18 protein-coding genes are annotated in these 22,600 nt (G+C 60.7%); 10 read left to right on the forward strand and 8 right to left on the reverse strand.

What is annotated here, in order from left to right:
- A partial coding sequence (locus tag DBR00_RS05355) for an AhpA/YtjB family protein (protein WP_108538047.1) occupies positions 1 to 1,456 on the reverse strand: 1,456 nt, incomplete at its 3' end.
- A 174-nt stretch (positions 1,457 to 1,630) separates the two neighbouring features.
- Here DBR00_RS05355 and serB point away from each other — a divergent pair.
- Entirely contained in the window at positions 1,631 to 2,845 is a 1,215-nt protein-coding gene (gene serB, locus DBR00_RS05360) for a phosphoserine phosphatase SerB (protein WP_108485773.1), read from the forward strand.
- A 56-nt stretch (positions 2,846 to 2,901) separates the two neighbouring features.
- Here serB and DBR00_RS05365 read toward each other — a convergent pair whose 3' ends face one another.
- The 5 genes from DBR00_RS05365 to DBR00_RS05380 form a co-directional block, all read right to left on the reverse strand.
- Positions 2,902 to 4,971, reverse strand: a complete 2,070-nt coding sequence (locus DBR00_RS05365; RefSeq protein ID WP_108485772.1) for an EAL domain-containing protein — start codon at positions 4,969 to 4,971, stop codon at positions 2,902 to 2,904.
- A gap of 64 nt (positions 4,972 to 5,035) precedes the next feature.
- Positions 5,036 to 6,838 carry a molecular chaperone gene (locus tag DBR00_RS05370; RefSeq protein WP_108485771.1) on the reverse strand — a complete coding sequence of 601 codons (1,803 nt, stop codon included), beginning with the start codon at positions 6,836 to 6,838 and terminating at the stop codon, positions 5,036 to 5,038.
- Between the two features lie 219 nt (positions 6,839 to 7,057).
- A complete protein-coding gene (asd, locus tag DBR00_RS20910; protein ID WP_108485770.1) occupies positions 7,058 to 7,921 on the reverse strand; it encodes an archaetidylserine decarboxylase in 864 nt (287 codons plus the stop codon).
- Between the two features lie 27 nt (positions 7,922 to 7,948).
- A complete protein-coding gene (locus tag DBR00_RS20915; protein WP_108485769.1) occupies positions 7,949 to 8,764 on the reverse strand; it encodes a rhodanese-like domain-containing protein in 816 nt (271 codons plus the stop codon).
- 46 nt (positions 8,765 to 8,810) lie between these two features.
- Positions 8,811 to 10,325 (reverse strand): HDOD domain-containing protein, encoded by a 1,515-nt coding sequence (locus DBR00_RS05380; RefSeq protein ID WP_108485768.1) that lies wholly within the window; start codon positions 10,323 to 10,325, stop codon positions 8,811 to 8,813.
- A 117-nt stretch (positions 10,326 to 10,442) separates the two neighbouring features.
- Between DBR00_RS05380 and motA the strand changes: the two genes are divergently transcribed.
- A complete protein-coding gene (motA, locus tag DBR00_RS05385; RefSeq protein ID WP_108485767.1) occupies positions 10,443 to 11,294 on the forward strand; it encodes a flagellar motor stator protein MotA in 852 nt (283 codons plus the stop codon).
- A gap of 8 nt (positions 11,295 to 11,302) precedes the next feature.
- Positions 11,303 to 12,331: a flagellar motor protein MotB gene (gene motB, locus DBR00_RS05390; RefSeq protein WP_108485766.1), complete on the forward strand. Its 1,029-nt coding sequence runs from the start codon at positions 11,303 to 11,305 to the stop codon at positions 12,329 to 12,331.
- Between the two features lie 105 nt (positions 12,332 to 12,436).
- Here the strand turns inward: motB and rsgA are convergent, their stop codons facing one another.
- Positions 12,437 to 13,468, reverse strand: a complete 1,032-nt coding sequence (gene rsgA, locus DBR00_RS05395; RefSeq protein WP_108485765.1) for a small ribosomal subunit biogenesis GTPase RsgA — start codon at positions 13,466 to 13,468, stop codon at positions 12,437 to 12,439.
- A gap of 119 nt (positions 13,469 to 13,587) precedes the next feature.
- Here rsgA and DBR00_RS05400 point away from each other — a divergent pair, with 119 nt between their 5' ends.
- On the forward strand, positions 13,588 to 14,367 hold the full coding sequence (locus DBR00_RS05400; protein WP_108485764.1) for a trans-aconitate 2-methyltransferase: 780 nt from the start codon (positions 13,588 to 13,590) through the stop codon (positions 14,365 to 14,367).
- 75 nt (positions 14,368 to 14,442) lie between these two features.
- Positions 14,443 to 14,985 (forward strand): oligoribonuclease, encoded by a 543-nt coding sequence (gene orn / locus DBR00_RS05405; protein ID WP_108485763.1) that lies wholly within the window; start codon positions 14,443 to 14,445, stop codon positions 14,983 to 14,985.
- Positions 14,986 to 15,029: 44 nt separating this feature from the next.
- Here the strand turns inward: orn and queG are convergent, their stop codons facing one another.
- On the reverse strand, positions 15,030 to 16,091 hold the full coding sequence (queG, locus tag DBR00_RS05410; RefSeq protein ID WP_108485762.1) for a tRNA epoxyqueuosine(34) reductase QueG: 1,062 nt from the start codon (positions 16,089 to 16,091) through the stop codon (positions 15,030 to 15,032).
- A 60-nt stretch (positions 16,092 to 16,151) separates the two neighbouring features.
- On the opposite strand from queG, the gene DBR00_RS05415 reads away from it, so the two are divergent.
- The 5 genes from DBR00_RS05415 to miaA all read left to right on the forward strand — a co-directional run bounded on the left by DBR00_RS05415 (position 16,152) and on the right by miaA (position 22,564).
- Positions 16,152 to 17,651: an NAD(P)H-hydrate dehydratase gene (locus DBR00_RS05415; RefSeq protein ID WP_108485761.1), complete on the forward strand. Its 1,500-nt coding sequence runs from the start codon at positions 16,152 to 16,154 to the stop codon at positions 17,649 to 17,651.
- Positions 17,639 to 18,106, forward strand: a complete 468-nt coding sequence (tsaE, locus tag DBR00_RS05420) for a tRNA (adenosine(37)-N6)-threonylcarbamoyltransferase complex ATPase subunit type 1 TsaE (RefSeq protein WP_108485760.1) — start codon at positions 17,639 to 17,641, stop codon at positions 18,104 to 18,106. The genes DBR00_RS05415 and tsaE overlap by 13 nt, the downstream gene beginning before the upstream one ends.
- A gap of 7 nt (positions 18,107 to 18,113) precedes the next feature.
- The gene (locus DBR00_RS05425; RefSeq protein WP_371920617.1) at positions 18,114 to 19,544 is read left to right on the forward strand and encodes an N-acetylmuramoyl-L-alanine amidase; all 1,431 of its coding nucleotides are present in this window, start codon (positions 18,114 to 18,116) and stop codon (positions 19,542 to 19,544) included.
- A complete protein-coding gene (gene mutL / locus DBR00_RS05430) occupies positions 19,541 to 21,418 on the forward strand; it encodes a DNA mismatch repair endonuclease MutL (RefSeq protein WP_108485759.1) in 1,878 nt (625 codons plus the stop codon). The genes DBR00_RS05425 and mutL overlap by 4 nt, the downstream gene beginning before the upstream one ends.
- A gap of 168 nt (positions 21,419 to 21,586) precedes the next feature.
- Positions 21,587 to 22,564, forward strand: a complete 978-nt coding sequence (gene miaA, locus DBR00_RS05435) for a tRNA (adenosine(37)-N6)-dimethylallyltransferase MiaA (RefSeq protein WP_108485758.1) — start codon at positions 21,587 to 21,589, stop codon at positions 22,562 to 22,564.
- The last annotated feature ends 36 nt before the right edge of the window (positions 22,565 to 22,600 follow it).

Below are 22,600 nucleotides of genomic sequence, written 5' to 3' on the forward strand. Positions count from 1 at the left end.
CGACGCAGCAGGCGCCCTGGGGGCTGGCGATGGCGCGGATGCGGGCGCGCTGGCTGACAAGGGCATCATCGGCGACGCTGCGCTCGACCAGCAGCAGATTACGGCTGTGCTGCGACAGGGCCAAGGCGTTTTGCACGGTTTCACTCAAGAGCAAGTCGCCCTGGCTGAGTCCGGTAAGATTGTCCCCGAGGGTCAGGCCGAGCTGCAGTTGCAGGGTGATGCCGCTGTCTGCCACTTCGATCTGCAAGGCATGACCCAGGGCACGCATCAACTCGCCGCAGCAGATGGCATGGGTCAGGTAGTCCTCGTCGCAGTCCAGTTGATGGAACAACATCAGGCTGCCGCCGTCGCTCAAGGTGTGCAATTGGCCCTGATACAGGCTGGCCGCTTGATCCAGGCAGTCGCGATAGCGTTGCAGCAGTTCCATCAGGCGAGTACGTGGCAGGCGCCGCAGTTGTTCCTGAGCGCCCAACTGAATAGCCAGCACGGCACTGGGCAGGGCCTGTTGGGCCGCCGGCGGTGGTAACGAGGCTGGCTCGCTGTGATCGCGTAGGTCAGCAAAGGGGTCATCCAGCGCGCTGCCGTATTCATCGTTGGCGCTTGCGTGGGGGGCTAACGGCTGATCCGGGCTGTCGAAATGATCGTCATGCAGATCCGGGACGCTGAAATCCGGTTCGCTGTCGAACGATTCGTCAAGGTAGTCGTCTTCTTCACCGGCATCAGGCGCCGCGGCGTAGGGGGCTTCTTCGATCACAGCTGGTTGTTCAGGCACCAGGCGTGCTTGCAGCTGGCGCGCCAGATCGCCAATTTCATCCTGACGGCCTGCGCCAGGCGCGGGATCATCCGGGTCACGCAGCCAGACACGCAGTTGCAGCAGTGGTGTGGAGATATGCCGGCCCAGGCGCATGCTCAGGGAAAGGGTCAGGGCCAGCAGAATCAGGCTGAGGATGCCCATGCTCTGCAGGCTGATGGTCATCGGTTGTTCGAACTGTTGCATATCAAGGCTGATGCGCAGTTGCCCGGCAATCACTTCCTGAAAAGTGATCGGCGTTGAATACAAGCCTTCGGTTTCCCCCAGCATGCTCTGGCTGGGGCGCGAACCAGCCTCGGCGAGGATGCGATTGTCCACGCTGTAGATGGCGGCGTGGGCCACCAGCGGATTTTGCACCAGGTTGTTGAGCAGCACGTTGAGGCTGAGGATGTCGTTGGACACCAGCAGTTCTGTGGCCGAGGCGGCCGTTTGGGTAATCAGGCTGGTGCCCAGGGCTTCAGCCTGCTGCTGCATGGCATGCTTGAACTGCATGCCAATCACCCAGCCATAGATCACCAAGGCCAGGGCCACCAGCAACAGGCTATGACTGACAATGCGCAGGGCCAGCGGAATGCGTCGTTGGCGCAGCGCCTGGAACAACAGCAGAAAGAAATTATCGGGTTTTACGGGGGCGGGCCGGTTCACAGAGCTCGGCTCTTGTCGACTGTAGATGGCGCGCAGTATAGCGGCGCCCCTGCAGTGGGCAAAGCGCCGTGCGTGGCTGTTTGCCGGTGAAAATGGGTAGAATGGGTGCCTTTTCCACGGCTTGTGACCTGTTCTACACGCCGTAGTCCTTGACGCTGTCCCGGAGACCGAGCCTTGCGCGAAATCGTCCTGATCAATATCACCGGCGAAGATCGCCCCGGTTTGACTGCCGCCATCACCGGCGTGCTGGCCCAGGGCGGGGTGAATATCCTCGACATTGGCCAGGCGGTGATCCATGACACGCTGTCGTTTGGCATTCTGGTTGAGATTCCCGATACCGAACGGGCCTCGTCGGTGCTCAAGGACATCCTCTTTACCGCCTACAAGCTCGATCAGCAGGTGCGCTTCACGCCGGTCGCCGAAGCCGATTATCAGCAGTGGGTCAGCGGTCAGGGCAAGGCTCGGCATATTGTCACCCTGCTAACGCGCAAGGTCACCGCCGAGCAACTGCAGCGGGTCAGTGCCATTACCGCACGGTATGACTTGAACATCGACCACATCGACCGTCTGTCCGGGCGCATGCCGCTGGATATGCCGGCCGAGCAGGGCAAGGGTTGCATCGAGTTTTCCGTACGTGGTGAGCCGATCGATCCGGCTGCTTTGCGTGCCGAGTTCCTCAGTGTGGCGCAGGAGCTCAACGTCGACATCGCCTTCCAGCGCGATTCACTGTTCCGGCGTAATCGCCGCCTGGCAGTGTTCGACATGGACTCGACGCTGATTGAGGCCGAGGTGATCGACGAGCTGGCCAAGGCCGCCGGTGTGGGCGAACAGGTGTCCGAGATTACCGAGCGTGCGATGCGCGGGGAACTGGATTTCGCCGCGAGCTTCCGCGAACGTCTGGCGCTGCTCAAGGGGCTGCCGGAAACCGTGCTGGCCGATATCGGTGCCTCGCTGCGCCTGACCGAGGGCACCGAGACGCTGTTCAGTGAGCTGCGTCGTCTGGGCTACAAGACTGCAATCCTGTCCGGTGGCTTTACCTACTTTGCCAAGCAACTGCAGGCCAAACTGGGCATCGACTATGTGTTCGCCAACGAGTTGCAGATTGTCGATGGTCTGGTTACGGGGGTGGCGGTTGAGCCGATCGTCGATGCTCAGCGTAAAGCCGATTTGCTGCGCGAATTAGCCGCCAAGGAAGGGCTGCGCCTGGAGCAGACAATTGCCGTGGGCGACGGCGCCAATGATCTGCCCATGCTGGCGATTGCCGGGCTGGGCGTGGCGTTCCGCGCCAAGCCATTGGTCAAACAATCAGCCAAACAGGCGATCTCTACCCTGGGGCTGGATGGCATTCTTTACCTGCTGGGGTTCCGTGATCGCGATGGTCAGGCGTAATCCCCATGCCATGAAAAAGCCGCCTGAGGGCGGCTTTTTCATGGCATGGGTTTGAATTATTCATCGTCTGCTGCGAAGTCATAATCCATCGACTGGCTCGGCCCTTGCAGATAATGCCCCTGAATATAGTTGACCCCGGCTTGCCAGAGCGTGGCCAGGACGCTGGCGCTCTCGACGAACGGCACGATGGTCAGCTTGGCTTGGGAGTGCAGGCTGGCCAGCAGGGTTTTCAGCGCTTCCTGGTTTTCTGCTTTGCTCAGGTCCTGGGAGAAGGAGCTATCGACTTTGATGAAGTCGACGTGCAGGTACTTGAGCGTGTTGAACGGATTGAGCGAGCAGCCAAATTGGGTCATGGCTGTTTTGCAGTGCAACTCATTGAGTCCCTGGGTGATGACTTTTGCCTGTTTGAGGTAGGCAATCGCATCCGGTTCACTGAACTGGAAAACCAGAGAGTCCGACGGTAGGCGTGCAGCCTTCAGGGCCACACTGAGCCACGGCAGCAGAGTCTGGTCCTGCAGGCTGGCGCTCGAGAGATGGACGAAGAGGCGGGTGTTGTGGCCTTTGCTGCGGTGGTCTGCGAGCAGTTTGATTGAGTTGAGGATGACCCAGCGATCAATCTTCTCGGCGAGGCCCGCGTCTTTGGCGGCGCTGAACAACTCTACCGGCGGAATTTGCTCGCCTTGCGGACTGATCAGGCGCAGCAGGGCTTCGTAATGTTCGAAGCTGTCGCCGCGTAGGCTGATAATCGGCTGGAACAGCAGGCGGAAACTGTTGGTCTCCAGTGCTTGTTGAATCATGGCGACGATGTTGCCGCGGTTGGCGGCGGCAGCCAGTTCGTCAGCCGGGTTGAACAGTTTCAGTGCGTTACCGTCACTCAGCTCATCAGCGCAGCGGTGCGCACGATCAACCACTTCCTGGGCTTTGGGCGTTTTTTCATTGAGTCCCGCTACGCCGATTGACAGCGTGCTCTGCACGGTGCGGCCGCTGACATCGAACAAGTGACCCTCGACCTTCTTAAGCAAGTTGGCCAATTGCTCGCGAGTGCTCTCTGGGCTGACGCCAGGTTGTAGGACGGTAAATACGTCATCGCCGAAACGTGCCAGTTGCGCATCGCCCGTAAAGTGCGCACGCAGCAGGTTGGCCAGATCTGTGAGCAGAATGTCGATACCGGCCAGGCCGATTTCGGCCAGTAGGCTGGCATACCGGTCAACCTGTATGTAGGCCAGGCTGGACGGCTGGCCGGCGTTGACCGCACGCTCGGCGGCGTTGTCCATCAGTTCGAGGAAATACGTGCGGTTGAACAAACCGGTGACCAGATCCTGACTGCTGATTTCGCGCAGTTTTTCTTCCAGTTCAGCGTTGCCGGTTTCTGCACGAATCACCACCTGGATGCAAGGCTCGCTGTCGTAAGTGGCCGGGGAAAAGCTCATCTGCGCCTGGAAGCTCTGGCCGTTGGCCTTGATGCCGGTGCAGTTGAGCTCGGCATTGCCCTCGGCACTCTGATAGTTCTTCAGGAAGTCCTTGAAACTGGACTGGTCGCTGCCACCGATCAGGTCGATCATCGGCATGCCTTCCAGTTCGTCGGCGTCTTCGTAGGCGAACAGTTCAAGGTAGGCGCGGTTGGCATAAATATGCATGCCGTCGTGCACATAGGTGATCGCATCGACGGAGCTGTCGAGTAGCAACTGGCAGCGTTTCTCCGCTTCACGCAGGGCGACTTCAGAGGCCCGGCGGGCGCGGCGCTCTTCCAGGTTGGCCAGCTCGCGTTTGGCGACCAGCACCAGGCGCTCATCTTCACCTTGCGGCAGGGCGTCCTGGGCACCGAGCATCAGGGCTTCGGTGATGCTGTCGGAGTCGTTATCACTGAGCAGTTGTATGACCGGGATGTCTTTGGCCTGACGGCGGATTGCGCCAATCGCTTCGCTCGGGGGGAGTTGCTCGCTGCTGGGAGCGCAGATCAGCAAGTCCCAGCTGTGCTGCAGGGCTTCACTAAGGTCATCGCTGGAGGTCAGACGATGCACGCGAGTTGCCCGGCCCGCATTGCGAAACAGGCTGACCAGCCGCTCGGCCTCGTTCTGCGAGTCTTCGAGAATCAGTAGCCGTATGGTTTTTTTTTCAATGGCCATGGTGTGGTATCAGGTCTGCGCCGAACGGGCACAAAAAGGCGACAAAAGGAGGTGCGACGGCAATCTACAGCGACTTCCAGAGTGAGTCAAAGTCTTCCTCCCCGCCTGGCGCGCGGCTTTTCGGCGCTGTGACAGGCTTCCCGTCATCGTTGGTTGGCTGCCCGATACTACGGTACTCGAACTGGTTGAAACTGCCGGTGCTGGTTTGTCGGCGGCTGAGTACAGCGCGGTGCTCGCTGCCATTGAGGTTGATGCTGACTTTATTACCCTCCTGAAAGGGCAGGCGCGCCGTGATCAGGCTAGCCGGGCGTGAAATGGCACTGATTTCCGGCAGTAGCAAGGCGCGCAGGTATTGGCTGCTCTGTTCGGCTTTGCGTACCAGTTGTAGCCCGCAGGCCTGTGCATGCGGCGCAATCAGTTCGATGCCCATCTGTGTGCCACCGCCCCGTACCTGACGAATCCAGCGCACCACCGCAATGCTCCAGCCCTGTTTGGGCGTGCTTTGCACGCCGAGTAGTTCACCTGCCTGCAGTTGGCTGGGAACCTCTTTCGGCCATGACAGGCAGTAGCCGCCAGGGCTGATGTTGACAATCGCTACTGCGTAGGTCGGGTAGCTTTCATTGCTACCTGCTTCCACAGATTCACCTTTTTTCGGTGACTGGTATTGAATTTCTTCAAAGGGCAGGCCGTTTTCCCACTGGTTGCTTTTCTGGGCATCGAAGGCGTTTGACCAGATATCCGGTGTGCCGGTATCAGGTCGGAAGACGGCGGCATTGGTGGTTACCGGTAGTTTCAGCACTTCGTTGAACGGGCGTTTGCCGGCGAGGTGGTAGTGCAGCGAACTCATGCCTATGCATAGGGTCAGTGCGCCCTGGCCCTGGCTGCGCTGGAAGGTGCGCTCGGCAATATCGCCCCAGGCCGCGGCCAGGTGCTGCAGCATGTCTTGGCTAAAACCTTCTGGCACCAGCAGGCGAGGTTGAGTCGGGCTGTCGGCGGTGAGCTGCAAGTGCTCTTTTATTGCGTTCACCAGCAAGCTGGGGTCGATACCGACTGCATTGTGCAGTTCGCTGCGCTGGAATAAGGAAATGTAACGTGGTGGTCCATCCAGTTGCGGGGCCACGGCAAACAAGCTGGAGGGATCATCACCGGCCTGTAATGTCGCCAGTAAGCTCCAAGGCTCAAGCACTTCCGCCAGGCGGGCAATGGCGTTCTGGCGCATCTGGTTGCACCGTGCACAGCCGAGCAGCAGGGCGACCAGGTAACTTTGTTCGGTGCTGAGTCCTTGGGTGTGGCGTGCCTGATTATCGCGTACCAATATTTTTTGTACGTCACTTGAGCAGGCGATCCGGTAAAGCTGGTGAAGCTCCAGCCAAAGTCCCTCGGGAACAGGGCAGTAAAGCTGGCTGGCGCGAATCAGTGGCCCGCACAGGCTATGCGTGGCGCGCTGCAGAGCTACCGCCAGGAGCTGGTTGCGCTCTTTGCCTGGTTGAGGCGCCAGGCGCGCGACAATCAGTTTGTAGCCAATCGCCAGATGGTTCTGCAAGGCTTGGCATAGGTTGGCAACTTTGCGCGGACGCTCGTCCAGCACAATGGCCTGGTTGAGGAAGTGTTTTTCCAGTTGCTTGCAGACGAAGTAGATTTCCGGACGGACTATTTCCAGCAGTTGCAGGCGATTTTCCGAGGGTGTCAGCAACTGATTGAGTTCGACCAGTGCCTGGTAAAGCTGGCGTGCGGTTTCACCAATGTTGGCTTTGGGTAGGCCATCCACCCATTTTTTTAGATCGCGTGGGCTGGCGTCGCAGAATGACAGGCTTTGCTTATCTGGCGTAGTGACGCGCAGTAGCAAGTGAGAATTCTGTTTATCCATCTAAATCAGGGACTCCAGCACACAGGCAAGGCGGGTCACACGTAGGAGTTGTACTTCGACTCTAGCAGCATCTCGCAGGCCTCGCAGCCATGACCATGGCCCAAGTGCCGGTGCACTCGGCATACAAGGTATCTGGGTGTGACTGGTGAGTGCGTGCCAAGGTTCCGCAGCATGCGTTGGTGCGGCACGCTTCAGCGTTGCTGAGCGTGCCGTGAGGTGTTACTCGGCGAACGGTTGGCCAAGTCCCTGGCCCATTCTTACGGCGCTGTTGGCGGTTAACTCCGCCACCCACTGCACCTGCTCGGGGCCAAACAACACAATGGCAGTTGAGCCCAGTTTGAACCGTCCGAGTTCTGCGCCTTTTTCCAGGTGGATCGGGGCGCGAGCAGTTTCATCGTACTTAACGGTTTTCAGCGTGCGTTTGGGGGGCGTGACCAGTCCGGCCCAGACGGTTTCAATTGACGCTACGATCATCGCGCCCACCAGTACGACTGCCATTGGCCCGCGCTCGGTATCGAACAGGCAAACCACGCGCTCGTTGCGGGCGAACAGCTCGGGGACATTTTCTGCGGTGGTCTGGTTGACCGAGAACAAGCGGCCAGGAACGTAGACCATTTCTTTCAGGGTGCCGGCCAGCGGCATGTGCACGCGGTGGTAGTCCTTCGGTGACAGGTAGATGGTGGCGAAGTCGCCACCCATAAATGCTGCGGCACGCTCAGTGTCACCACCTAGCAACTCAATCACGCTGAAGCTGTGGCCCTTGGCCTGGAATACCCGGCCCTGTTCGATCTTGCCGAGCTGGCTGACTGCACCATCAGCTGGGCAGAGTACCGCGCCTGGGGTGTTGTCGAGCGTGCGCGCGCCGTCTTTCAGGGCGCGGGTGAAGAAGTCATTGAAGTGAGCGAAGGCGGTCAGGTCTTCGACCTGAGCTTCGCTCATGTTGACTTGGTACTGCTTGGCAAACCAGCTAATCAGGCGGTTCTTGAACCAGCCAGCCCTGCATTCGGCAGCACAGCCGATCAGGCGTGACAACAAATGGTGCGGCAGCAGGTACTGGCTGAGGATAAACAAACGATCTTTCATGGGAATTCCTTACGTGGATGCGGGCATTTAGCGCTCGACGGGGGTGTCGGGGTGGTTGCCCCATTCTCCCCAGGAGCCGGCATAAGCTTTTACGCGTGGGTAGCCCAGGGCCTTGGCGGCCAGGTAGGTGAACCCGGAGCGATGATGAGTTTGGCAGTGGGTGATGATTTCTTTGTCAGCGGTGATGCCCAGGTTGTCGAGCATTGCCTGCAGGTTCTGGTGTATGCGCAGGGCGCGCGTTCTGTCCATGCCGGCCGTCCACTCAAAATTGATGGCGCCGGGGATGTGCCCGGCTTTTTGTGCCAGGACTTTCACGCCGCTGTATTCCTCAGGGGAGCGGGCATCCCAGATCGCCAGGTCGGTGGCACCGAGACGGCTTTGCAGGTATTCGCGGCTCGCGGTGTGCACATCGTTTAGGGTCAGCGCCACCTGGGTGTTACAGGCCGGTGGGGTCTCGTCGCTGAGGGGGCGTTCTTCGGCGAGCCAGGCGTGGAGGCCGCCATCTAGGTAGTGGTAACGCGAGTGGCCAATGACATCCAGTAGCCAGATAAAGCGTCCTGCCCAGCCGCCACCCTCATCGTCGTAGACCACATAGACCGCGTCCGCAGTGTGCCCCAGTTCGCTGAACAGGTGTTCCAGTTGTGCGCGATCAGGTTGCAGGCCCGGCGCTGGTGGCTGTCCAAATTGGGTGCGCTTGGGGTCGACAAAGCGCGCGCCGGGGATATGGCCGGTGGCATAACGCGTAGGACTGGTCAGGTCGACCAAGATCATCCCGGGGGTGTTCAGGCGGCTGGCCAGTTGGGCCGGCTCGATCAACAGGGGCAACTCAGCGAAGGCATTCATGCCGGGCCTCTTTGCAGGTATCAAAGGGGCTGATTGTAACGGAAGCTTATCGCCCGCGGCTGGCAAAGGTGTTCAGTGCCCGCTCAATGCATTGCACGGTTTTACTGAAACCCTGCACGCTGGTATCGCTGAAGGCGTTGCCACCCTGGTCGGCGAAGATCAGCATGACCACCCGGTTGTTATTGGCCAGCGAGCGAATCAGCAGATGCTCACTGGGGAACAGGCTCTTGAGCGTGCCAGGCAGCGTGGCTGAGAACTGGGCAATGTTGCCCGGGCCTAGGCGCAGTTGCGCCGGCGTGCTGAGCAGGCGGCGCAGCAGTTGGCTTTGCTGCGGGTCAAGGCTGAGGCTGTCGGCCGATTTGTCCAGGCCGGTGTGCTGCTGGGTCATCAGGCGGGTGTGATTACGGTCTGCGAGGAGAATCAATACGCGCTGCATGCCACAGGCTTGCAGTGCTTGGTTGGCGCAGGCCGTTAGTTGCAGGACGTTGCTGAAGGCGCTGGGCTGCGCGAGAAGCTGGCCACATTGCTGGCGCCACGCACTGAGCTCGACAGGTTTGGGCGGTTCGGCGGGGGGCTGCAGGTGGCGCGCTTGCCATGGCCACAGCAGTGATTCGGCCGGGTGCCAGAGGTCATTGTCATAAAGCTGCTGAGCGCTACTGGCAGCATGCTGGTGAATTTGCTGCTGCACGCTGTCCAGCGGCAGCTGCAGGAATAGGCCAGTGAGCCGCTGCCAGCGCAGGGTATGCAGGCTGTTCCAGGCGAAGTGCGCGGAGATGGCTAGGCAATTGGCCAGCAAAATACTGTTGGCCGGTTGGGTCAACCAGCGGCGCAGATTGCTGTCTTCATCCAGGCATTGCTGTTGTTGCAGTGGGTGCTCATTGTGGTGTGCGATGTGCAGTGCCTTGACCAGCAGGCGCCGATCATTGACGAGCAGCCGATAGCCTAGGGTTACCCACTCGGGCAGGCGCCAGTGTTCGCTGAGCGCTAGGCACAGCGTTAGCAACGGTACGCCGAGCAACTCCTGTTCCACTTTGCATGCCGCTTCTCCCTTGAGTAACACGCGCTGTTCCCAGGCATCGAATAACTCCGGATGAGCGCACAGCAGGGCCCAGACCGGGGCAAGAAATAGTTGGCTGCCCCAGTTTACCTCCTGCCAAAGACGCGCCAGGCGTCCGGCGAACAAACCGTTGGCCTGTTGGCTGGCATGTTGGCTGATGAGCAATATCTGCCTGTACGGCTTGCTCAACTCCTGTTCCGGCAGGCTCGGTATGCGCTTGAGCAATGCTTCCGTACGGCTCAGGCCGAGTCGGCTGATGGCAGCTTCAAGGCTGTCTGTTTGCTCATTGAGTCCACCGTTCTTGCTGTTGGCCTCGCGCAGCACGCTGAGCGCCAGTGCCGGGCAGCTTTGCATCAGCTCGGCCAGTTCGCGTCGTGACCGATTGCTGTCAGCCAGTGCCTGGCGCAGCAACTGCAAGCTTGTGCTGGACGCAGGTAATAGTTGCTCGTCCAGCTGCTTGAGCCAGTCTTTCAATGTACGCGGGTAGTGAGCTGGTTTGGGCATGGGTTGAGACAAACTGGCTTTTGACCTTAACTGGCTATAGTCTCGCGCAAAACTTCCGATAAATAGAAGGGTTGTTTTGCTCCGTCCCTTTCTGACCTCTGTGGCTAGTCTCTTTTTATGGCAAAAATCATCGGCATCATTGTTGTATTCGCCTGCGTATTGGGCGGCTTCATCCTGTCGGGTGGCCAGTTTATGGCGTTGGTTCACCCCTATGAAATCCTGATTATTGGTGGTGCCGCGCTGGGGGCGTTTTTGCAGGCCAACCCCGGTAGTGCCTTTATGCATGTGTTCAAGAAGTCGTTGAGCATGTTCAGCTCGCGCTTCACGCATGCCTATTACCTTGACGTGCTCAAGCTGCTTTATGAGATTCTCAATAAAAGTCGTCGTGAAGGCATGATGGCCATCGAGGCTGACGTCGAAGACCCTGCCGCAAGCCCGATTTTCAGTAAGTACCCCGGCATCCTCAAAGACCAGCAGATGACCTCGTTCATCTGTGATTACCTGCGCATCATGTCCTCCGGCAACATGGCCCCGCACGAGCTAGAAGGCTTGTTCGATATGGAAATTGCCAGCCTCAAGGAAGAAGTTGAACACCCTGCGCATGCTGTCGCAAAAGTAGCTGACGGTATGCCAGCCATGGGTATCGTGGCGGCGGTGCTGGGTATCGTAATTACCATGTCGATTCTTGCGGAGGCGGATAACGCAGAAATTGGCCAGAAGGTGGGTACTGCACTGGTGGGTACCTTTTTCGGAATCTTGGCGTCCTATGGCTTTTTCGGCCCCTTAGCGGCGGCCTTGGAGCATGACGCCAAGGAAGAGCTGAATGTGTATGAGGCGATCAAGGCCGGTTTGGTGGCTTCGGCGTCCGGTATGCCGCCATCGCTGGCTGTCGAGTTTTCCCGTAAGGTGCTATTCCCGGCACATCGTCCAAGCTTCAGTGAGCTTGAGCAGGCTATGCGTGGGGGCTAAGGCATAGCATGGAAAACAATCAACCGATTATCGTCAAACGGGTCAAAAAGACTGCCGGTGGTCACCATGGCGGTGCCTGGAAGATTGCCTTTGCCGACTTTGCCACGGCCATGATGGCGTTCTTTTTGGTGATGTGGTTGATGACGGTGGCTACACCCGAGCAGAAGAAGCTGATTTCCGGGTACTTTCAGGACCCCGTGGGGTTTTCCGAGAGTGCCAGTCCATATGTGATTGATCTGGGTGGCTCTCCGACGCCGGCGCCTGATCGTACCCTCAACCCCGAACCCAAGGAAGAGGCCACACCCAGCGAGGAAAGTGATCAGGCCGATATCAGCAAGGAGCAGGCGGAATCTGTCGCTGAAGAGGTTGAGCGGGAGCGTCTTGAATTGTTGCTGCAGGAGTTGCAGAACAAGGTTGAGGAAAACCCCCAGTTGCAGAACTTCAAGGATCAAATTCTTTTCGAGATTACTCAGGACGGTCTGCGTATCCAGATCATGGATGCCGAGAACAGGCCAATGTTTGCCTCTGGCAGTGCGCGCCTGCAGCCATATTTTGAAGACATTCTGCTGGCCATGACTGACACCATTGCGGCAGTGCCGAACAAGATCAGTGTCAGTGGCCATACCGATGCGGCGCCTTTTGTCGGCCGCGGTGGCTATGGCAATTGGGAGCTGTCAGCTGATCGGGCCAATGCCGCACGGCGCGTGCTGGTCGCTGGCGGCTATGATGATGAACAGGTGGCGAGGGTGGTGGGTTATTCGTCATCGGCGTTGTTTGACCGGGAGAATTCGTTGAATCCGGTTAATCGTCGTATCGACATTGTGGTTTTGACCAAAAAAGCTCAGCGGGCTATCGAGGGTGAGCGGGGTGATACGGCTGCTGATAAGCCTGCGGGTGCCGAGGCGCCTGCTGCCGCACCCGCGGCAACGTCGGCAACGCCTGGTGCAGCAGAGGTTCCTCTGCCTGATGCGGCGCTACGCGAACGGCTGAATATCTTCGAAGACGGCGTATTGCAGTTTGATCAGCCCGCTGAATAACCGATGTGTGTACGCGCAAAGGCCGCGACAGTTCGCGGCCTTTTTTGTTGATGGCCTGCGGGCCGTTGCGGCGCGACGATTTAAAATCGCTCCCGGCGATTCTTTTCAGTACTCGGCTTCCGGCAGGCTGGCCAGGATATGCCGGTAGCTGGCCATGCGCTGCGGGTGCAAGCGGCCCTCTTCGAGGGCTTTTAGCAGGGCGCAGCCCGGTTCACGGTCGTGTTTGCAGTCGCGGAAGCGGCATTGGCCGATCAGGTCATGAAACTCGATAAAGCCCGCCTCGACGTCATTACGGCTGACGTGCACCAGGCCAAATTCGCGAATCCCAGGGGAGTCGATCAGTTCGCCGCCGCCGGGGAAGTGGAACAACCGCGCGGTGGTGGTGGTGTGGGTGCCTTTGCCGGTCAGTTCGGAGAGCGGGCCTACGCGGGTATCGACTTCCGGCAACAGGCTGTTGACCAGCGACGACTTGCCCACCCCGGACTGCCCGACGAAGACGCTGACATGGCCATCGAGTTGCTGTTGCAGCTGTTGCATGCCGTCGCCGCCGTGGGCGGACACTTCCAGCAGCGGATAACCGAGCTCGCGGTACACGCCAAGCATGCGGTTGAGTGCCACGGCATTCTGCTCATCCAGCAGGTCGGTCTTGTTCAGCAGCAGCAGCGGGCGAATGCCGGCGTGCTCGGCCGCGACTAGATAGCGGTCGATCAGGTTGGCGTGGGGCTCGGGCAGCGGGGCGAAGACGATCACGATCAGGTCGACGTTGGCGGCCACCGGCTTGAGCTGGCCACGGGTGTCCGGGCGACAGAGTTCGGTGCTGCGCGGCAATTGCGCGACGATCACGCCAATGCCCTGGTTGCCGGCGCGCCACACCACCTGATCACCGGTGACCATGGTTGGCAAGTTGGCGCGCAGGTGGCAACGGAATACCTGGCCGGCCAGTTCGCCATCCAGGGCTTCTACTTCGACCTGTACGCCGAAGTGCGCGATGACCAGGCCGGTCTGTTCCGGGCCGAGGTCGCCGCCTTCAAGAATCTGTACAGCCTGCGACTCGCGCTTGGCGGCGCGGGCGGCACGCTCGCCCTGGATTTTTTCGATACGCCAGTTTTGCCGGCGGTTGAGTTGGCGTTTGGCCATGGGGCTTCCGAGAGTTGAATTGCGCAATAAACGGTCGCGAGTCTAGCACGGGCTGCCTATTGAGCTGCTGGCGCAGCTAAACTGCGGCGCATCATCGCTCGGACGCTTGAGGAGTCTGCATGCTGCGTGTTGTCCGCCACTATCCGGCACTGCTGGCGTTATCTGCTCAGATGGGCGCCACACTGTTGGTGGGCCTGGCGCTTTACCTGGCGGTGCAGCTGGTGCCCTGGCGGCCAACCTGGCTGGCCGTCGGCCTGAGCCAGGGGCTGATTGCCGCCGTGCTGGCACGTTACCTGGGGTTGTCGCGCTGGTGGTGTGGGCTGAATCTGCTGTTTGTGCCAGCGTTGCTGCTGGCCAATGGTGCGCCACTGCCATCTTGGGTGTTTCTCGGGGCGTTCGTGCTGGTGCTGCTGTTTAACTGGAACAGCTTTGGCGAGCGGGTGCCGTTGTACCTGACTGGTTCCGGCACGTGCCGCCAGTTGGGGGCGTTGCTAAGTGAGCAGCTGCCGTCGTTTCGCTTTGTCGACCTGGGTTGCGGGCCGGGGGGCATGCTGTTGAGCCTGGCTCGGCAGTTCCCGCAGGCACAGTTTGTCGGGGTCGAGACCGCGCCGCTGTCCTTTGTCATTGCCTGGATGCGCGCCTTGCCGCTGCGCAATTGCCAGATTCGCTATGAAAACCTCTGGCGTACTGATCTTGCGCTATTTGATGTGGTGTATTGCTTCCTCTCACCTGCGCCAATGCCCGAGCTGTGGGCCAAGGCCTGCGCGCAGATGCCGCCCGGCAGCCTGCTGATCAGCAATACCTTCGAGGTGCCGGGGCAGCCGGCGAACCAGCAGATTGAGTTGTATGACTGGCGGCAGTCCCGCCTGCTGTTGTGGCGTATGCGTGGCGCGGTTTGAGCGCAATGCTGTCAGTCGGGCGCAGTAGTTTTTCGGCGGCCTGTTAGACTGTCGGCCTTAGTTGAGGAGCCGTGCATGCAGAACGCCAATAACCTGATCTGGATCGACCTGGAAATGACCGGTCTGGAGCCTGAAACAGACGTCATCATCGAGATGGCCACCATCGTGACCGACAGTGATCTGAACATCCTGGCCGAGGGGCCGGTGATTGCTGTGCACCAGCGTGATGAGCTGCTTGCCGGTATGGACGAATGGAACACCCGCACTCATGGGCAGAGCGGCCTGACCCAGCGTGTGCGCGAAAGCATGATCGGTCCGGCTGAAGCAGAGGCCATGACTATCGCCTTCCTTGAGCAGTGGGTGCCGAAGGGTAAGTCACCGATCTGTGGCAACAGCATTGGCCAGGACCGGCGCTTCCTCTACAAATACATGCAGAACCTGGAAGCCTACTTTCACTACCGCTATCTGGATGTCTCGACCCTGAAGATTCTTGCTGGCCTGTGGGCGCCGCAGGTCAAGGAGTCGTTCCAGAAGCAGGGCACGCACCAGGCGCTGGACGATATCCGCGAGTCTATCGCCGAGCTGAAGCATTACCGCCAGCACTTCCTCAAAGTGTGACGCATTAAAAAGCCCGCCGCTGCGGGTTTTTTATACCTGCCCGGTTACAGGCCGTGGCGGGCCAGCGCCCATTCGACATGCTCACGTACTAACTCGGAAGGGTGCTCGCGGCGCGCTTTGAGTGCTTCCAGCACCGGGATGCTGGACGGCGCATTGCCCAGGCCAACGGCCAGGTTGCGCAGCCAGCGCTCGTAGCCGGCACGGCGCAGCGGCGAGCCTTCAGTGCGGCTGAGAAACTCCTCTTCGCTCCAGCCGAACAGTTCGGCCAGCTCGGCATTGTCCAGGCTGTGGCGCGGCTGGAAGTCGTTCTGCTCGGTGGGTTTGGCAAAGCGGTTCCACGGGCAGACCATCTGGCAGTCGTCACAGCCGAATACCCGGTTGCCGATAGGTGCGCGCAGTTCCTCTGGTATAGACCCCTTGAGTTCGATGGTTAGGTAGGAAATGCAGCGCCGCGCGTCCAGCACATAGGGGCCGACAAAGGCGGCGGTCGGGCAGATATCCATGCAGGCGGTGCAGCGCCCGCAGTGTTCCGTGGCATGGGGCTCATCCACCGGCAGTGGCAGGTCGACAAACAGCTCGCCGAGGAAGAAGTAGCTGCCGGCCTTGCGGTTGAGTACCAGGGTGTTCTTGCCGATCCAGCCAAGCCCGGCCTGTTCGGCGATGGCCTTTTCCAGTACTGGCGCGCTGTCGACAAAGGCGCGGTAGCCGAACGGGCCGATCTGCTGCTGGATGCGTTCGGCCAGTTGTTGCAGGCGTTTGCGGATCAGCTTGTGATAATCGCGGCCCAGGGCGTAGCGCGACACGTAGGCCTTCTCCGGCTGGGCGAGGCGCTGAGCCATCTGCGTGTCGCCGGGCAGGTAGTCCATGCGCAGCGACACCACGCGCAGGGTGCCGGGCACCAGTTCATCCGGGTGGGAGCGTTTGCTGCCGTGGGCGGCCATATAGTCCATCTCACCCTGGTAGCCCGCATCCAGCCAGCGCTGCAGGTGCGCTTCGTGCTCGCCCAGTTGCACATCGGCAATACCGACCTGCTGAAAGCCCAGCTCGCGGCCCCAGTCTTTGATCGACTGGGCGAGGGCGGCGAGGTCAAGGGTGTCAGTATTCATATGAAGGCGGGTAACCGGGGCGCAGGTGGGTATAATTCTGCCAGACATCGGAGCCGACGCATGCTGCATTCGCCTGACAATCTTCCTCTGCCGCTGTACAGCGCCGCCCAAGTGCGCGAGCTGGATGCGCGATTGATCGCTGCCGGCACGCCGGGTTTCGAACTGATGGGCCGCGCCGCGCATGCCATCTGGCGTGCCCTGCGTAGGCGCTGGCCGGATGCGGGCGTGCTGACGGTGCTGGCTGGGTGCGGTAATAACGCCGGTGACGGCTACCTGGTAGCCGCGTTGGCCCTGCGTGCGGGTTGGCGAGTGCGGGTGCTGGCGGTCGGTGATGCCGCGCAGCTGCAGGGCGATGCCGCGTTGGCCCGCGATCAGGCGCTGACCGCCGGGGTGGTGGTGCAGCCCTGGAGCGAATGCGCCGAGCTGCAGGGCGTGGTGCTCGATGCCCTGCTCGGCACGGGCTTGCAAGGCGCAGTGCGTGAACCCTATGCCCAGGCCATCCGGTTGTTGAATGCCTGTGGCCTGCCGGTGCTGGCGGTGGACATTCCGTCCGGGCTCTGCGCCGATACTGGTCAGGTGTTGGGCGTCGCCGTGTGCGCACAGCTGACGGTTACCCTGATCGGTCTGAAGCTGGGCCTGTTTGCCGGGCAGTCGGCAGATTATCTAGGCGAGTTGCGGTTTGATGATCTGCAGGCCGACGCGGCCCTGGTCGCTGTTCAGGCCTTTACCGCACACCGCCTGACACCGGCCAGTTTGCCGCAATTGCCGGCGCGTTCGCGCAATGTGCACAAGGGGCAGCTGGGCCATGTGCTAGTAGTGGGGGGCGATCATGGCTTTGCCGGTGCGGGCTTGCTGGCGGCGCAAAGCGCGCTGCGCGCCGGGGCCGGGATGGTCAGCCTGGCGACGCGTGGTGAGCATTTGTCTGCGGCGCAGGCGCGCTTGCCCGAAGTGATGGCGGCTGGCGTGGTCTCAGCCAATCAGCTGCTGGCGCTGGGCGCGAACGTCAGTGTTTGGGTAGTCGGGCCGGGGCTAGGGCAGGGCGCTTGGGGGCGCAGTCTGCTGTCGGCTGCAGCGGTCAGTTCGGGGGCACAGGTTTGGGATGCCGATGCGCTGAATCTGTTGGCTCAGGGGCTGGTTCAATTACCGGCGGGCGTCGTGCTGACGCCACACCCTGGCGAGGCCGCACGCTTGCTGGGTATCAGCGCGGCCGAGGTGCAGGCTGATCGTCCGGCGGCCGTGCGCGCACTGTCGCGGCGCTATCAAACGGTATGCGTGCTGAAAGGCGCGGGCAGCCTGATTGCTGCGCCGGATGGTGGTTTGTGGTTGTGTGATCGCGGCCATCCCGCCATGGCCGGTGCTGGCTTGGGTGATGTGTTGGCCGGTTTGGTCGGTGCGCTGCTGGCTCAGGGTCTGCCTGCGCTGGAGGCGGCTCAGTTGGCGGTCTATCTGCATGCCTGTGCGGGTGAGCAGTTGGCGCTGCAGGGGCGAGGTCTGGCTGCCAGTGATTTGTGTGCGGTTATTCGTGAATTGTTGCAGGAGCAGTCTGCATGTCTGAATTAGAACTGTTTGTCGCCGATGAGGACGCGATGCTGGCGCTGGGCGCGCGCATCGCCGAGGCGACCGGCGGCGTTGGGGTGATCTACCTGCATGGCGATCTCGGTGCCGGTAAAACCACCTTGTCGCGCGGCATCATCCGTGGGCTGGGGCATGTGGGGGCGGTAAAAAGCCCGACCTTTACCCTGGTCGAACCCTATGAGTTAGGTGCAGTACGGGCCTATCACTTCGATCTGTACCGTTTGGTTGATCCCGAGGAACTGGAGTTTCTCGGCATTCGTGACTATTTCGACGGCGATGCACTGTGTCTGGTCGAGTGGCCGCAACGCGGCGCAGGCGTTTTGCCAAAGGCGGACATGGACATTACCATTAGCCCGCATGGAGCCGGCCGGGCGCTGCATTTGCAGGCGCAAGGCGAACGCGGCAACGCCTGGTGCGCCACTTTGGCCGTCGGGGCATGAATTTGAAATGGGGTTGGCTATGCGCATAGGCGCGCGTTTCATCGCAATTGGAGTGGCATTGGCCGCCTTGGCCGCCGATGTAATGGCCGCTTCGGATGTGCGCAGCGTTCGGCTATGGCGTGCGCCGGACAACACCCGCCTGGTGTTTGACCTGTCCGGTCCGGTGCAGCACAGCGTTTTCCTACTGTCCGCGCCCAATCGCATTGTCATTGACGTCAGCGGCGCCAAGCTGGCCACCAGTTTTGATCAGCTGACCCTGAGCAACACTCCGATCACCGGCGTGCGCTCGGCGCAGCGCACGCCAGATGACCTGCGCGTGGTGATTGACCTGTCAGCAGCGGTCACGCCAAAAAGCTTTACCCTGGCCCCCAATCAGCAGTACGGCCATCGTCTGGTGGTTGACTTGTTCGATCAGGACAGCGGCGCGGCACCCAGTCTGCCCGCCACAACCGTGGCGACCGCGCCTCAGGTGCCGGTAACGCCGACTCAGGCTCCGCCGAAGCTGACGCCCGTGCCCAACGGCAAGCGCGATATCGTGATTGCCATCGACGCCGGCCACGGCGGTGAAGACCCAGGTGCGTTGTCGCCGGTCAAAGGTCAGTATGAAAAGCATGTGACACTGGCGATCTCCAAGGAACTGCAGCGGCAGATCAACGCCGAGAAGGGCTTCCGTGCCGAATTGGTGCGTACGGGTGATTACTTTATCCCGTTGCGCAAACGCACCGAGATTGCCCGCAAGAAGGGCGCTGACCTGTTTGTTTCCATCCATGCCGACGCTGCACCCCGAGCGGCTGCATTCGGTGCGTCGGTGTATGCCCTGTCAGATCGTGGCGCCACGTCGGAGACCGCGCGCTGGCTGGCCGATGCGGAGAACCAGTCGGACCTGATCGGCGGTGCCGGCAACGTCAGCCTGGACGACAAGGACAAGATGCTCGCCGGGGTACTGCTCGACCTGTCGATGACGGCGTCGTTGTCATCCAGCCTGAACGTCGGCAACAAGGTGCTGGGCAATATGGGCCGGGTGACGCCGCTGCATAAACGGCGGGTGGAGCAGGCCGGCTTTATGGTGCTGAAGTCGCCGGATATTCCATCGATCCTGGTGGAGACCGGGTTTATCTCCAATCCCAATGAAGCCCGCAAACTGTCCAGCGCCAGCCATCAGCAAGCGCTGGCGCGCTCGATCGTCACGGGCGTGCGGCAGTTCTTCCATGAAAACCCACCGCCAGGCACTCACGTGGCTTGGCTGCGTGACAACGGCAAGATTGCCCTCGGCCCGCGCGAGCATGTGGTCAGCTCTGGCGAAAGCTTGGCGCTGATTGCGCAGCGCTATCAGGTCAGCCTGGGGGCATTACGCAATGCCAATGCACTGAAAAATGATGTGATCAAGGTTGGTCAGCGTTTGCAGATTCCTGCCACTGCTCTGGCTGCGCAGCCATGAGTGAGGCCGCACGTATCCAGCTGCTCAGCCCGCGGCTGGCGAACCAGATTGCTGCCGGTGAGGTGGTTGAGCGCCCGGCCTCGGTAATCAAGGAACTGTTAGAAAATAGCCTGGACTCCGGCGCCCGGCGCATCGAAGTGGATGTCGAGCAGGGCGGCGTCAAGCTGCTCAAGGTGCGCGACAACGGCAGCGGTATCTCCCCGGATGACTTGCCCCTGGCGCTGGCCCGCCACGCCACCAGCAAGATCCGCGAGCTGGAAGATCTCGAGCAGGTGATGAGTCTAGGCTTTCGCGGTGAGGCACTGGCGTCGATCAGCTCCGTTGCACGCCTGACCCTGACTTCACGCACCGAGGGTGCCGAGCAGGCCTGGCAGGTGGAAACCGAAGGCCGCGATATGCAGCCGCGGGTGCAGCCTGCGGCGCATCCGGTCGGCACCTCGGTGGAAGTGCGCGACCTGTTCTTCAACACCCCGGCGCGGCGCAAGTTTCTCAAGACTGAAAAGACCGAATTCGATCACCTGCAGGAAGTGATCAAGCGCCTGGCCCTGGCGCGCTTCGATGTGGCCTTCCATCTGCGTCACAACGGCAAGACGGTGCTCGGCCTGCATGAGGCACCGGATGAACAGAGCCGCGCGCGGCGGGTGGCTTCGGTTTGTGGTCCGGCTTTTTTAGAGCAGGCGCTGCCCATCGATATTGAGCGCAATGGTCTGCATCTGTGGGGCTGGGTGGGCTTGCCGACGTTTTCCCGTAGTCAGGCGGATCTGCAGTATTTCTATGTGAATGGCCGCATGGTGCGTGACAAGTTGGTCGCCCATGCTGTGCGCCAGGCTTATCGCGACGTGCTGTTCAACGGTCGTCATCCGACCTTTGTGCTGTTTCTGGAAATCGACCCGTCGGTTGTCGATGTCAATGTGCACCCGACCAAGCATGAAGTGCGCTTCCGTGATGGGCGCATGGTTCATGACTTCCTCTACGGCACGCTGCATCGCGCATTAGGCGAGGTGCGTCCGGAGGATCAGCTGGCGGCCCCTGCGACGGTCAACGAGATGCTGCGCCCTACCGGCCAGGCGGCGGGCGAGTTTGGCCCGCAGGGTGAAATCGGCTTGGCCGCCAGTCTATTGCAGCCAGCACCCAGCGCCTCAGTATGGCGGTCGCCGGGTGCTGGCTATCAAGGCGCTCGTGCGGAAGCGGGCTTGCCGGCCGCCGAAGCCCAGGGTGTCTATCGTGAGTTTTTCTCGCCGATGGCTACTGCGCCGGTTTCCGCTGCCCTGCCGGATACGCAGGGCGATATTCCGCCCCTCGGCTATGCCATCGCCCAGCTCAAGGGCATCTATATACTTGCCGAGAACGTCCAGGGGTTGGTGGTGGTGGATATGCATGCCGCCCATGAGCGCATCACCTACGAGCGGCTTAAAGTGGCCATGGCCAGTGAAGGCCTGCGCGGCCAGCCGCTGTTGGTGCCGGAGTCGATTGCCGTGAGTCAGCGCGAGGCCGATTGCGCCGAAGAGCATGCCGAGTTGTTCCAGAAACTCGGCTTTGAACTGCAGCGTCTGGGGCCTGAAACCTTGGCAATCCGCCAGACTCCTGCACTGCTCAAACAGGCCGAAGCGACGCGTCTGGTTCAGGATGTACTGGGGGATCTGCTCGAATACGGCACCACCGACCGCATTCAGGCACACCTCAATGAGCTGCTCGGCACCATGGCTTGCCACGGCGCCGTGCGCGCCAACCGGCGCCTGACCCTGCCGGAAATGAATGCCTTGCTGCGCGATATGGAACACACCGAGCGCAGCGGCCAGTGCAACCATGGGCGTCCGACCTGGGCGCAGATGGGCATGGATGACCTGGATAAACTGTTCCTGCGCGGCCGCTAGCCGTCCGTTGAAAGCTAGCAGCGTTGCCGATGTGGCGTTAAAAGCAGGCTCATAATGCTCATTTACAGTAATAAGCTCATTTTTTGCCTGTTTTTTGCCTTATCTCGGCTGCCCCGCCTGCATGTTTAACGGCCTGCTAAGCGCCGCGCCATTTAGAGAGTTATAAGCATGTCCGAGCGCCTGCCTCCGGCGATTTTTCTCATGGGGCCGACTGCAGCCGGCAAGACCGACCTGGCCATCGAGTTGGCACGCGTGCTGCCATGTGAGTTGATTAGCGTGGATTCGGCGCTGATCTACCGTGATATGGATATCGGTACTGCCAAGCCGGATAAGGCCACGCTGGCCGAGTTTCCCCATCGCCTAATCGATATTCGTGACCCGGCCGAGAGCTATTCGGCGGCCGAATTTCGTGCTGATGCCCTGGCGGCCATGGCCGAAATCACTGCGCGCGGACGTATTCCGCTGCTGGTGGGCGGCACCATGTTGTATTTCAAGGCATTGCTTGACGGTCTGGCCGACATGCCCAGTGCCGATGCAGCGTTGCGCGCCGAGCTGGAGGTGCGCGCCCAGGCCGAAGGTTGGGAGGTGCTGCATGCCGAGTTGCGTGCGGTCGATCCGGAGTCGGCTGCGCGTATCCACCCCAATGACCCGCAGCGCTTGATTCGCGCCCTTGAGGTCTATCGTGTCAGCGGGCAAAGCATGACCGTTCATCGCCAGCGTCAGGCGGCAGAAAATACTGCGGCTGGCGCATCGGCAGCGCGCCAATTCCCCTATACTGTGGCGCAATTAGCCATTGCGCCGGCACAGAGGCAGTTGTTGCACGAGCGAATTGCTCTGCGATTTAAGTCGATGCTGGAGCAGGGGCTGGTGGCCGAGGTCGAACGCCTGCGTCAACGAAGTGACTTGCACGTCGGCCTGCCGTCTATACGAGCGGTGGGATATCGTCAGGTTTGGGATTATCTAGACGGCAACCTCAGTGCCGAACAGATGCAGGAACGTGGCATTATCGCCACGCGCCAGCTGGCCAAACGGCAATTCACCTGGTTACGGGGTTGGCAGCCTGGCATACATTGGTTTGATAGTGCAGCTTGCGACAATCTGCCGCGCGCCTTGAAATGCCTGGCTGCGGTCTCCATATTGACCTGAGACCTTGCCATTGGCCGTCTACTCTTGGGGGTATGA

It is taken from the genome of Pseudomonas sp. HMWF032, assembly GCF_003060885.1.
Taxonomy (GTDB): Bacteria; Pseudomonadota; Gammaproteobacteria; order Pseudomonadales; family Pseudomonadaceae; genus Aquipseudomonas.

What these genes read in the sequence shown, in the direction of transcription:
- DBR00_RS05415 (WP_108485761.1), top strand. Translation starts at nt 16,152, where the DNA reads ATGCTGCATTCGCCTGACAATCTTCCTCTGCCGCTGTACAGCGCCGCC.
- miaA (WP_108485758.1), top strand. Translation starts at nt 21,587, where the DNA reads ATGTCCGAGCGCCTGCCTCCGGCGATTTTTCTCATGGGGCCGACTGCA.
- motB (WP_108485766.1), top strand. Translation starts at nt 11,303, where the DNA reads ATGGAAAACAATCAACCGATTATCGTCAAACGGGTCAAAAAGACTGCC.
- asd (WP_108485770.1), bottom strand. Translation starts at nt 7,921, where the DNA reads ATGAAAGATCGTTTGTTTATCCTCAGCCAGTACCTGCTGCCGCACCAT.
- DBR00_RS05400 (WP_108485764.1), top strand. Translation starts at nt 13,588, where the DNA reads ATGCTGCGTGTTGTCCGCCACTATCCGGCACTGCTGGCGTTATCTGCT.
- DBR00_RS20915 (WP_108485769.1), bottom strand. Translation starts at nt 8,764, where the DNA reads ATGAATGCCTTCGCTGAGTTGCCCCTGTTGATCGAGCCGGCCCAACTG.
- tsaE (WP_108485760.1), top strand. Translation starts at nt 17,639, where the DNA reads ATGTCTGAATTAGAACTGTTTGTCGCCGATGAGGACGCGATGCTGGCG.
- rsgA (WP_108485765.1), bottom strand. Translation starts at nt 13,468, where the DNA reads ATGGCCAAACGCCAACTCAACCGCCGGCAAAACTGGCGTATCGAAAAA.
- DBR00_RS05365 (WP_108485772.1), bottom strand. Translation starts at nt 4,971, where the DNA reads ATGGCCATTGAAAAAAAAACCATACGGCTACTGATTCTCGAAGACTCG.
- DBR00_RS05425 (WP_371920617.1), top strand. Translation starts at nt 18,114, where the DNA reads ATGGGGTTGGCTATGCGCATAGGCGCGCGTTTCATCGCAATTGGAGTG.
- orn (WP_108485763.1), top strand. Translation starts at nt 14,443, where the DNA reads ATGCAGAACGCCAATAACCTGATCTGGATCGACCTGGAAATGACCGGT.
- motA (WP_108485767.1), top strand. Translation starts at nt 10,443, where the DNA reads ATGGCAAAAATCATCGGCATCATTGTTGTATTCGCCTGCGTATTGGGC.
- queG (WP_108485762.1), bottom strand. Translation starts at nt 16,091, where the DNA reads ATGAATACTGACACCCTTGACCTCGCCGCCCTCGCCCAGTCGATCAAA.
- DBR00_RS05380 (WP_108485768.1), bottom strand. Translation starts at nt 10,325, where the DNA reads ATGCCCAAACCAGCTCACTACCCGCGTACATTGAAAGACTGGCTCAAG.
- DBR00_RS05370 (WP_108485771.1), bottom strand. Translation starts at nt 6,838, where the DNA reads ATGGATAAACAGAATTCTCACTTGCTACTGCGCGTCACTACGCCAGAT.
- mutL (WP_108485759.1), top strand. Translation starts at nt 19,541, where the DNA reads ATGAGTGAGGCCGCACGTATCCAGCTGCTCAGCCCGCGGCTGGCGAAC.